A 10,986-nucleotide genomic window follows, 5' to 3' on the forward strand; every position below is an offset into this window, starting at 1 on the left:
CCGGCGCTGCGGGTGCCGCCGCGCTATCCGGGCAGCGGCTCCGACGCGCTGCGGCGCAGCCGCGACGAAGGTGCCGAGGGGGTGGTGGCCAAACGGCTGGACTCGGTGTACCTGCCCGGGACCCGCGGGCACGCCTGGGTGAAATACCGCAACTGGCGGACCCAGCGGGTGCTGGTGGGCGGTATGCGCCGCAGTAAGGCGCGCCCGTTCGCGTCCCTGCTGGTGGGAGTGCCCGGGCCGGATGGCCTGGTGTACACCGGACGGGTCGGCACCGGGTTCGGTGACGCGGCGATGACCGAGCTGGCGGGGCGCCTGCGCCGGCTGGAACGTAAGACCAGCCCGTTCACCAACGAGATGACCCGCGACGAATGCCGCGACGCGATATGGGTGACCCCGAAGGTCGAAGGCCGTGTGCGCTACATGGATTGGACCGACGGTGGCCGTCTATGGCATCCCGCCTGGCTGGGCGAATCGTGACGGGCGGTCATGATCTCGGGAACCGCACGCCCGCCCGCCGCTCGGTACTGTGGATCCTGCCCGATGGGTTCGAGTGAGGAGCGGCAATGGATTTCAAAGGTCTGGCGAACAAGGCACTGGGCCTGGCCCGCAAGAACGCGAGCAAGGTGGAGCCGCTGATCGAGAAGGCCGGTGACGCGGTGGACAAGAAGACCGGCGGCAAGTACGCGAGCCAGGTCGACAAGGCGCAGGAGGCCGCCCGCAAGGCCGTCCGCGACCAGGGCCGGGGCCCGGGGCACAAGTAGTACCCCGGGCCGACCCGGGATCGGGACCCGGGTCAGAGCAGCAGTTCCAGCGTCAGCGCCCCGGCGCAGACCGCGGTCACCACCGCCAAGGCGATCGCGTCGCCGCGACCCGGGGCGCCCGGTCGCGCGGTGAGCTGTCCGGTGCCGCCCCGCGCGGTGATGGCCTCGCCGAGTTCGCCGGCGCGGCGGGTGGACACCGCCATCGCGGCGGTCAGGATGTCGATCACCGGGTCGGTGGTGCGATGCAGCAGATCGGGTTTCGGGCGCAGCCGCCGGGCCGCGCGCAGGATCCGGATCTCCTCCAGCAGGAGCGGCAGGCCCCGCAGGGTCAGCGCCACCACCACGGCGAGTTCGTCCACGGGCACACGAAGCTTCCGTAGCGGCCCGCCCAATCGGGCCAGCGCGGGTGCGATCTCGCTCATCGGGGTGGTCCAGGCGATCAACATGGAGGCCGCGATGAGGATCAGCCCGAAGGTCACCACCTGCGCGTAGCGCAGCAGCGCCACCCCGCCGACCGGTGCGGTGATCAGGGCGCCGAGGGCGATCAGCAGCCAGAACGGCCAGGGCAGTCGCGGCAGTACCCCGAGCGGGAGCCTGGCGACGGCGCCGATCACGATCAGGAACACGATCATGATGCCGAGGATCGGCCAGCTCGGCAGCACCATCAGCAGCAGACTGATCAGGAAGACCCCGATCATCTTGGTGCCCGCCCACAGGCGGTGCACCGGGCTGTCCACCGGGACCTGTCGCAGCAGTACCGTGCTCATCGGGAACCTCCGCCTTCCATACCCCGGGAATCTCCGCCGCCCAGCCGCCATGCCGGGCCCGGCATGGGATGCGGAGCGGGACCCGCAGGCCCGGCCGGCGGGAGGGGAGTCGTATCGGCGTCCAGATCGGGAACCGGCACCCGCGCGGCCTCGGTTTCCGGGATACGCCCGGCCCGCAGATGCACGGCCCGATCACAGATGGCCGCCACATCCTCCACATCGTGGGAGATGACGATCAGGGTCAGACCGGAATCGCGTAATCCGGCGAGTAGTTCGACGATATCGGCGCGGCCCTCCGGGTCGAGCCCGGCCAGGGGCTCGTCCAGCACCACCACCTGGGGGTTGCTCGCGACAATGGCCGCCAGCACCACCCGTTTGGCCTGACCGCCGCTCAGTTCCTCGATGGAGCGCGTGGTCAGCGATCGGTCCAGGCCGACCGCGTCGAGCGCCTTGCCCACCGTCCCCGATCCGGTGCCCTCGCCGCCCCAGTCGGCGACTTCCTCGCCCACGGTGTGCCGCTGGAGTTGCAGCCGGGAGTGCTGGAAGGCCAATTCCACCCGGCCGATCTGTTTGCCGACCGGTTTGCCGGCCAGTTCGCAGTGCCCGGCGCTGGGCGCGATGAGCCCGGCCATGATCCAGGCCAGCGTCGATTTCCCGGACCCGTTCCCGCCCACCACCAGCAGCGCTTCACCACGCCGGACCGTGAGGTCGACCCCGTGCAGCGCGGCCGCCTCCCATGGGGTGCCGCGGTTGTAAGTGTGCCGGACCCCGCGCAGTTCCAGCAGGGTGTCGCCCATCGGTTTGCGGCGCTGCGCCCGGGCCGGTTTCGGCCAGGCCGGCAGATGATCGACGGTACGGCCGCCGGCCAGGTGGATCACCCGGTCGGCGGCGTCGGCGTCGGCCTCGTGATGGGTCACCAGCACCACCGCCATGGCGTGTTTGCGTGGCAGCCGCGCGAGCAGTGCCACCAGCTCGCGGCGGCCGTCGGGGTCGATCATCGAGGTGGCCTCGTCGGCGATGAGCAGTGCCGGGCGGCGGGCCAGCGCCGCCGCGACCGCGAGGCGCTGCTGCTGGCCCCCGGACAGCGCCGCGGTCTCCTTACCGCCCATTCCCGCGAGCCCGACCTCGTCGAGCAGGCCGTCGATATCCACCTGCGCCGCGAGTCCGGCGGGTAGACCCCAGACCACATCGTCGGCCACCAGGACGCCCAGTGTCTGGCTCTCCGGGCGTTGCAGGACCATCGCGGTCCCGCCCAGGTGGCCGAGCCCGGCCGACCCCGGTCGTTCGACGACACCCGTGGTCGGCGGCAGCCCGGCCAGCAGCCGGGTGAGGGTGGATTTCCCGGACCCGTTGTGGCCGACCACCGCCACGAATTCGCCGACCTCGACCCGCAGGTCGATCCCGGTGAGGGCGTCGGCGGTCGCGCCCGGGTAGCGATATCCGGCCGCCCGCAGTGTCACCGGAAGCGGCTCGATCGGCCGGTCGTCGGCGGGGGCGTCGAGCCGGTCGCTGCCGGGGAGCCAGGTCAGGCGGTCCAGCACCGAGCCCAGGACGAACCAGGACACCAGCGCCGTGACGACCGTGCCGAACAGCACGGTCCCGCCGATATAGATCCACCACCAGTCCAGCACCATCTCGGCGATATCCAGGACGCCGCTGCCCAGCGGGGCCAGCTGCGCCTGGCGGGCGGTGAGTTCGGCGAATCCGGTGGCGGTGTTGCGGATCGTATCGAAGAGCAGTTCGCGGGTCGCGGAGAAGGCCAGCAGGAACCCGATCGAGAACATGCTCCACCCCAGGCCGGCGAGCAGCGACAGTCCGGTGACGGCGAGGATGCCGCCGCCGCGACGTTTGACCGTGCCCACGATCGCGCCGATGGTGGCGGTGGCGACCATGGCCGTGGCCGCGGTGAGCCCGGCGGCGACGAAGGTGACCAGGGCCGCCGAGACCGATGCGATGACGACCGCGCGGAAGCGGTAGCGATGGGCGAGCAGACCCATCGGCACGGCCGCGACCAGTTGTAATACCGCGGCGAAGGGCACCAGCGCGCCTACGGTGACCAGGCCGACGGTGACGCCGCCGAGCACCGCGCCGTTCGCGAGTTCGATCGGGCGCAGGGCGGTGGCGCCGGGGGGAGCGGCGGGATTTCGGCCGGGTTCGCCGAGGTGGGTGGTTGCGGGCTGGTCACTCACGAAATCAAGTCTGCCAGCCCGGTGGTGAGAGTCGAATCGAAGGTGTTGCAAGCATGCGCATGGACGCATATGTTGTTCGGGTGGGACATGATCATACGCATCGGGTATCGCCCGAGAGCGCCTCCGGAAAGTACGTCGGCCGGCTCGGTCTGGCGCTGGCCATCGGCGCCGGATTCATGCTGATCGAGCTGGCGGTCGCGCTGGTCACCGGTTCATTGGCCTTGCTCTCCGACGCCGCGCATATGCTCACCGACGTCGTCGGTATCGGGATGGCGCTATCGGCGATCATGCTGGCCCGCAACACCCGGCCCAGCTATACCCGCACCTTCGGTTACTACCGGGCCGAAGTCATCGCGGCCCTGGCCAACGCGGTCCTGCTCTTCGGTGTGGCGGGTTATGTCCTGGTCGAGGCGGTGCGCCGGTTCGGAGAGCCGCCGGAGGTGCCCGGTGGTCCGGTGCTGATCGCGGGTGTGATCGGCCTGCTCGCCAATATCGTGTCGTTCCTGCTGCTGCGCCGCGGCGCGGAGGAGAGCCTGAATGTCCGCGGCGCCTATCTCGAGGTGCTCGCCGATATGGTCGGCTCCGTCGGCGTGCTCGTCTCGGCGGCGATCACCCTGACAACCGGCTGGTATTACGCCGATATGATCGTCGGCGTCGCCATCGGCGTCTGGGTGCTGCCGCGCAGCTACGTGCTCGCCCGGCGTTCGCTGCGCATCCTGTTCCAGCACAGTCCGGAAGAGCTCGATGTGGAAGAGGTCGCGGCCGAACTGGGCGCGGTTCCCGGGGTCTGCGATGTCCACGATCTGCATGTCTGGACGCTGACCTCCGGGATGGAGGTGGCCTCCGCGCATATCACCACCACCGGCCCCGATTCCGGCGACGAGATCCTGCGCGCGTGCCAGCGGCTGCTATCCGAGCGCTTCCATATCCAGCACGCGACGCTGCAGGTCGAGACAGCCGATACCGCCCGGCGGTGTGCGCAGCTGTCCTGGTAACCACCGGTGGTATCGCAATCGAGATATTCGGCCATAATGACGTCATGGTGCAGCGTCCGTCGATCCGGGATTGGGATTTCCCGCGCGGTGTCGCCAGCGTCGCCCTCATGGCCGGCTACGGCGCCGAGCACGGGGTCCCGGTGGCGGCCCTGCTGCGCGGAACCGAACTCACCGAGCCCCGGCTACACGATCCCGATACCCAGATCGACGCCCATACCGAACTCACGGTGGTCCGCAATCTGGTGCACGAACTGGACCGGCCCGGAATGGGTATCGAGATCGGACGCCGGTACCGCATCACCACCTTCGGAATCTTCGGTTTCGCCTGCGTCAGCAGTCCCACCCTGGCCGAGGCCATCGATTTCGCGCTGCGCTATCTGGAACTGAGCTTTACCTTCTGCCTCCCGGTGACCCAGTGGGAGGAGGGGGAATTCATCGGCCGTATCGACGACGAGGCCGTACCGGCCGATGTCCGGCAGTTCCTGGTGGAACGAGATGTGACGGCCATGCACCAGGTGATGAGCGATCTGCTGGGCCGCCACCTCGCGCTGCTGCGGGCCGAGTTCACCTTCCCCGAACCTTCCTACGCCGACCTCATCGCCGAGGTCACCGTGGCGACGCCGCGATTCGAGCGGCCGGAGAACCTGGTCGCGATCGATCCGGCGATCCTCGATCAGCCGCTCCCGCAGGCCAACGAGCACACCCTGGCCATCTGCCTGGCCCAATGCCGTGATCTGGTGCACCGGCGGCGGGCCCGCACCGGGATCGCCGCCGAGGTACGGGCCCGCCTGGTGCCGCGCGGCGGCACCGACGGTCTCACCGCACCGCCCGGTATCGACGCCGTGGCCGCCGACCTGAATATGAGCACCCGGACCCTGCGCCGCCATCTCGATGCCGCCGGGACCAGCTATCGCGCGCTCCTGGACGAGGTACGCCGGGCGCTGGCCGAGGAGATGCTGACCGCCACCCCGCTCTCGGTCAGCGATGTCGCGATCCGGCTCGGCTACGCGGAGGCGTCGACGTTCATCTACGCGTTCAAACGCTGGACCGGCGGGACCCCGGCCGCCTACCGCCGCACCCGGGCCGGGCGGTACTGATCCGGCCTCAGCGCGGAGTGCCGATCCAGCCGCCCATGGGCACGCTGCGGAAATGGGTGACCAGGCGGTGGCCGTCGTCGATCACGTGCAGCGCCACCGCCGGATCCGGCGCGTAGTCCATCACCCGCTCGGGCGGGGCCAGTTCCCATTCGCCGCCCAGTACCGACGCGGTACTGGGACAGACCAGTAGCGGACGTCCGGCGAAGGTCGTGGCGCCCGAGGTGTGCGCGTGCCCGGTGAGGGTCGCGATCACCCGGGGGTCGGCGGCGATCACCGCCGCCAGCCGTTCCGGTTCGTCCAGGGCGATGGGATCGACGATCGGGCTGTGCAGGAAGACCGGCGGATGATGCAGAGCGATCAGAACTCCGTCGTCCGCCGGGGTCGCGGCCAGCGTCGCGGCCAGCCAGTCGTAGGTCGGATCGCTCAGTTGCCCGCCCGACTGCCCCGGAACACTGGAATCGAGCAGGATCACGCTGAGGCCCGCCATCCGGTGCACCTGGTTCAGCGGATCGTCGGCGGGCGGCTCGGCCAGCAGCACCTCCCGGAACGCGGCGCGGTCGTCGTGGTTACCGGGTATCGCCAGTACCGGCAGGTCCGCTTGCAGCGCCATCCTGGCCTCGGCGTACTGCTCGGGTTTGCCGGAATCGGTGATATCACCGGTCACCAGGATCAGATCGGGCCGTCGCCGCAGGTCCGCGAGATAGGCCATGACCCGTTGCGCGCGTTCGGCGTTACGGGTCCCGACGTCGAAATGGGTATCGCTGACCTGAGCCACCAGGATCACAGTGCCAGCTTAGGGTAGTCCGGCGGGCGGGTGGCCGCCGGTATGAGGGAGGCCACGTCCCCCTCCGCGGGATCAGCCGGGCAGGGCGCTCGGCGGGTGCGGCAGCGGCGCCCAGAAGGCGTCGTCGGGGGGTGCCTCCAAGTCCAGGCGGCCGTCCGGGCGCCAGTCCGCGGTGAGCCCCAGCCGCCAGGAGTGCAGATGGGTGCGCGGGCGGGTGCCGGAGCGGTCGAACAGCGGGTCGCCCAGGATCTCGTGGCCGATCCAGGCCAGATGTACCCGCAACTGATGACGGCGGCCGCTGCGGGGCCGCAGGGCCAGCACGGTGAGGTCGGGGTGCCGGTCCACCACGGTGAATTCCGTGAGCGAGGGGTAGTTCTTCGTTTTCAGCAGCTCGGACTCCTGCACCGACCAGTGGTCGCCGGCGCGGTGGATGGCCTCGCGCGGGGCGGCGATCCGGACCCGGTTCTTGCGTCCGACGCTCAGCGGCAGGTCGATGGTGCCGCGGTCGGGTAGCGGCGTCGCACCGGTCGCGACGAGGGCCAGATACGTCTTGTGCGCCGTCTGCTTGTTGAACTGGCGGGTGAGCTGTCCGTGCGCGGGCAACTCCTTGGCCAGGAGCACCACACCCGAGGTGACCTTGTCGATCCGGTGCACGGGGTACAGGGTCTCGCCGGTGGCCTCGGCGGCGGTCACGATATCGATATCGTGCCGCTCCCCGGTGACCGAGATCCCGGCGGGTTTGCCGATCGCCAGGATCGCCTCGTCCTCCTCGATTCGGCACCGGGCGCGCAGATCGGGCCAGTCGATATCCACCACCGGTCGAGCCTAGGCGGAGCCGCCGGGGCGCCGGCCGCGAGCCCGTACCGGCGGGTCGCGAAACACCCGGAAAACCGGATGGAGGCCGACTGATGCCCCAGGGGGGCACAATGACGTCCGTACGGTCACCGGCCGGGGCGAGCCCAGCGGTCCGGTGGCCATGGAGATCACAGGCAGCAACGGGGGCCGGGAGCACGACCACCCGGCCGCGCGAGACCGAAGGTAACGCCCGCCGATCGTCATGGGCCCAGGCCCTGTGGGCGCAGACGCCATACCGGACCGACTCCCTGGGAGTGATGGTGGCCGCTTCGACTCCGCTGAACACCGCCGCGACCGGCGACCGCGTCGCGGTGGGCGGCCGCACGCTGATGCTCATCGTGGCCACGGTCGGTTTCGCGCTGAATTTCTGGGCGTGGGCGCTGCTCAGCCCGCTCGCGCCGCGACTGCGTGAGGAACTCGGCCTCAACTCGTTCCAGGAGTCGCTGGTGGTGGCCGTCCCGGTGATCGTGGGCTCACTCGGGCGTATCCCGGTCGGCGCGCTCACCGACCGCTACGGCGGGCGGCTGATGTTCCCGATGATCTCCGTCATCACCGTGATCCCGGTGCTGTTCCTCGGCCTGGTCGGGCATTCGGCGCTGGCGGCCCTGCTGATCGGCGGATTCTTCCTCGGCCTGGGCGGCACGGTCTTCGCGGTGGGGGTGCCGTTCGTGAGCGCCTGGTTCCCGCCGGAGAAACAGGGACTCGCGATCGGTGTCTACGGCATGGGAATGGGCGGTACCGCGATCAGCGCGCTGACCACCGTGCCCCTGGTGGACGCGGGGGATACCGCGACCCCGTTCCTGTTGTGCGCCGCGGCGCTGGCGGTCTACGCGATCGTTTCCTGGCTGCTGCTGCGCGACGCTCCGGGCCGTATCCCGCCCGCCGAGTCGATGACGGCCCGCCTGGCTCAGACCGTGCGCCTGCCCGCGACGTGGGCGGCCTCGGCACTGTACGCGGTGGCGTTCGGCGGTTTCGTGGCGTTCTCGGTGTACCTGCCGTCCTATCTGCGCACCGCCTACGACCTCTCGCAGACCGACGCCGCCAATCGGATGGCCGGGTTCGTACTGCTGGCGGTGATCATGCGCCCGATCGGTGGCTGGCTCGCGGACCGTCTCGGCGCCCCGCTGGTGCTCGCGGTGGCCTTGGCGGTCGTGGTCGTGGGCGCCGTCGTGCAATCGGCCACCCCGGGCCTGATGCCCATCGGCACCATCGCGTTCCTGGCCATGGCCGCCGCGCTGGGCGCGGGCAGCGGCGCCACCTTCGCGCTGGTCGCGCTGATCGCCCCGCCCGGCAAGGTCGGCGCGGTGACCGGTTTCGTCGGCGCCGCCGGTGGTCTGGGCGGGTTCGTGCCGCCGCTGGTGATGGGCGCGATCTACGAGACCACCTCCGATTACGGCCCCGGACTGCTGGCACTGGCCGTGGTCGCGCTGGCCGCGCTGGTGTTCACGCTCACCGTCGTACGCCGCGAGGTCGCCCGGAAACAGACCTGATCGTCCGCCCGGAGAACGCAGAAGGAGTAGCGATGCCCGATTCCCGCCACGGCTCCGGCGGCGCCCGGCTCGACGATGAGCTGACCGACGCCCTGGTGGGCACCCGCCGGTTCTTCACCCGCGCCGAGATCTCACCGGACCGGCGGTCGATGTACGAGAAGGGCGGGCGCCAGGCCGACGAGTTCTACCGGGATCGCTGGAGCCACGACAAGGTGGTGCGGTCCACGCATGGGGTGAACTGCACGGGATCGTGTTCGTGGAAGATCTATGTCAAGGACGGGATCATCACCTGGGAGACCCAGCAGACCGACTATCCGTCGGTGGGCCCGGACAAACCCGAGTACGAACCGCGCGGCTGCCCGCGCGGCGCGGCCTTCTCCTGGTACACCTACTCGCCGACCCGGGTGCGCTATCCCTACATCCGGGGCGTGCTGCTGCGGATGTACCGGGAGGCCAAGGCGGCCACCGGAGATCCGGTGCGGGCCTGGGCCTCGATCGTGGCGGACCCGGAAGCGGCGGCGCGATACAAATCGGCGCGCGGTAAGGGCGGATTGGTTCGCGCCACCTGGGACGAGGCGACCGAGATGATCGCGGCCGCCCATGTGCACACCATCGAGCGCTACGGCCCGGACCGGATCGCCGGTTTCTCGCCGATCCCGGCGATGTCGATGGTGTCGCACGCCTCCGGCGCGCGTTTCGTTTCCCTGGTGGGCGGGACGATGCTGTCCTTCTACGACTGGTACGCCGATCTGCCGGTGGCGTCGCCGCAGGTCTTCGGCGATCAGACCGATGTACCGGAATCGGGGGACTGGTGGGACGCCGGCTATCTGATCATGTGGGGGTCGAACCTGCCGGTGACCCGCACGCCGGACGCGCATTGGATGACCGAGGCGCGCTACCGCGGGCAGAAGGTGGTCGCGGTCTCCCCGGATTACGCCGACAACGTGAAATTCGCCGACGAATGGCTGGCCCCGCACCCGGGTACCGACGGCGCGCTGGCGATGGCGATGGGGCATGTGGTGCTGCGCGAGTTCTTCGTCGAACGCGAGGTCCCGTATTTCACGAGCTATATCCGCCAATTCACCGATCTGCCGTTCCTGGTACGCCTGGAAGCGGAGGCCGACGGCTACCTCGCGGGAAAATTCCTGACCGCCGCCGATCTCGACGACTGTGCCGGGGTGGAGAACGCGGCGTTCAAAACCGTGGTCCTCGACGCCGAGGGCCGGGCCGTCGTCCCGAACGGCTCGGTCGGGCACCGCTACGGCGAAACCGGGATGGGGAAATGGAATCTCGACCTCGAGGGGGTGGTGCCGCAGCTGACGCTGTTCGGCGGCCACACGGTCCCGGTGCGGCTGCCCCGGTTCGATGTCGTGGGCGGCGAGGACGCCACGATGATGCGGGGGGTGCCGGTGCGCCGGGTGAACGGTCACCTCGTCACCACGGTGTTCGACCTGATGCTGGCGCAGTTCGGGGTGCAGCGCCCGGGCCTGCCCGGCGTGTGGCCGGTCGACTACGACGATCCCTCCCAGCCCTACACCCCGGCCTGGCAGGAGTCGATCACCGGAGTGCCCGCCTCGGTGACACTCCGGATCGCGCGCGAGTTCGCGAGCAACGCCGAGGAGAGCCACGGCCGCTCGATGATCATCATGGGCGCCGGAACCAACCACTGGTTCCACTCCGACACCATCTACCGCGCCTTCCTCACCCTGACCACCCTCACCGGATGCCAGGGGGTGAACGGCGGGGGGTGGGCGCACTATGTAGGTCAGGAGAAATGCCGGCCGGTCACCGGCTGGACGCAACTGGCCTCGGCGCTGGACTGGTCACGTCCGCCCCGGCAGATGGTCCAGACCGCCTTCTGGTACCTGCACTCCGACCAGTTCCGCTACGACTGGTTCGGCGCCGACAAACTGTCGGCCACCCCCGGCGCCGGACAACTGGCCGGTATGAGCACCGCCGATGTGATCGCGCAGTCGGCCCGGCTGGGCTGGATGCCGTCCTATCCGACCATCTACCACATCCAGCGCATATCAGATCTGACTAGCACA

The 10,986-nt window shown here is 69.9% G+C and carries 10 protein-coding genes; 6 read left to right on the forward strand and 4 right to left on the reverse strand.

Annotated features, from left to right (window positions below; translation table 11 throughout):
* Positions 1-477: ATP dependent DNA ligase (locus ACWDU1_RS22110; RefSeq protein WP_450001110.1), on the forward strand; the 477-nt coding region annotated here is incomplete at its 5' end.
* Between the two features lie 86 nt (positions 478-563).
* On the forward strand, positions 564-761 hold the full coding sequence (locus tag ACWDU1_RS22115) for an antitoxin (RefSeq protein ID WP_450001112.1): 198 nt from the start codon (positions 564-566) through the stop codon (positions 759-761).
* Positions 762-793: 32 nt separating this feature from the next.
* Here the strand turns inward: ACWDU1_RS22115 and ACWDU1_RS22120 are convergent, their stop codons facing one another.
* The gene (locus ACWDU1_RS22120; RefSeq protein WP_450001113.1) at positions 794-1,528 is read right to left on the reverse strand and encodes an energy-coupling factor transporter transmembrane component T family protein; all 735 of its coding nucleotides are present in this window, start codon (positions 1,526-1,528) and stop codon (positions 794-796) included.
* Positions 1,525-3,717 (reverse strand): ATP-binding cassette domain-containing protein, encoded by a 2,193-nt coding sequence (locus ACWDU1_RS22125; RefSeq protein ID WP_450001115.1) that lies wholly within the window; start codon positions 3,715-3,717, stop codon positions 1,525-1,527. The genes ACWDU1_RS22120 and ACWDU1_RS22125 overlap by 4 nt, the downstream gene beginning before the upstream one ends.
* An 80-nt stretch (positions 3,718-3,797) precedes the next feature.
* Here ACWDU1_RS22125 and ACWDU1_RS22130 point away from each other — a divergent pair, with 80 nt between their 5' ends.
* On the forward strand, positions 3,798-4,712 hold the full coding sequence (locus ACWDU1_RS22130) for a cation diffusion facilitator family transporter (protein WP_450001117.1): 915 nt from the start codon (positions 3,798-3,800) through the stop codon (positions 4,710-4,712).
* A 44-nt stretch (positions 4,713-4,756) separates the two neighbouring features.
* Positions 4,757-5,809: an AraC family transcriptional regulator gene (locus ACWDU1_RS22135; RefSeq protein WP_450001119.1), complete on the forward strand. Its 1,053-nt coding sequence runs from the start codon at positions 4,757-4,759 to the stop codon at positions 5,807-5,809.
* A 7-nt stretch (positions 5,810-5,816) separates the two neighbouring features.
* Here the strand turns inward: ACWDU1_RS22135 and ACWDU1_RS22140 are convergent, their stop codons facing one another.
* Both ACWDU1_RS22140 and ACWDU1_RS22145 read right to left on the reverse strand, forming a co-directional pair.
* Positions 5,817-6,593 carry a metallophosphoesterase gene (locus tag ACWDU1_RS22140; RefSeq protein ID WP_450001120.1) on the reverse strand — a complete coding sequence of 259 codons (777 nt, stop codon included), beginning with the start codon at positions 6,591-6,593 and terminating at the stop codon, positions 5,817-5,819.
* Between the two features lie 72 nt (positions 6,594-6,665).
* On the reverse strand, positions 6,666-7,409 hold the full coding sequence (locus tag ACWDU1_RS22145) for an RluA family pseudouridine synthase (RefSeq protein ID WP_450001121.1): 744 nt from the start codon (positions 7,407-7,409) through the stop codon (positions 6,666-6,668).
* A gap of 299 nt (positions 7,410-7,708) precedes the next feature.
* Here ACWDU1_RS22145 and ACWDU1_RS22150 point away from each other — a divergent pair, with 299 nt between their 5' ends.
* Positions 7,709-8,938 (forward strand): MFS transporter, encoded by a 1,230-nt coding sequence (locus ACWDU1_RS22150; RefSeq protein WP_450001122.1) that lies wholly within the window; start codon positions 7,709-7,711, stop codon positions 8,936-8,938.
* A gap of 32 nt (positions 8,939-8,970) precedes the next feature.
* On the forward strand, positions 8,971-10,986 hold a 2,016-nt coding region (locus tag ACWDU1_RS22155), incomplete at its 3' end, for a molybdopterin-dependent oxidoreductase (RefSeq protein WP_450001124.1).

Source organism: Nocardia sp. NPDC003345 (assembly GCF_053589395.1).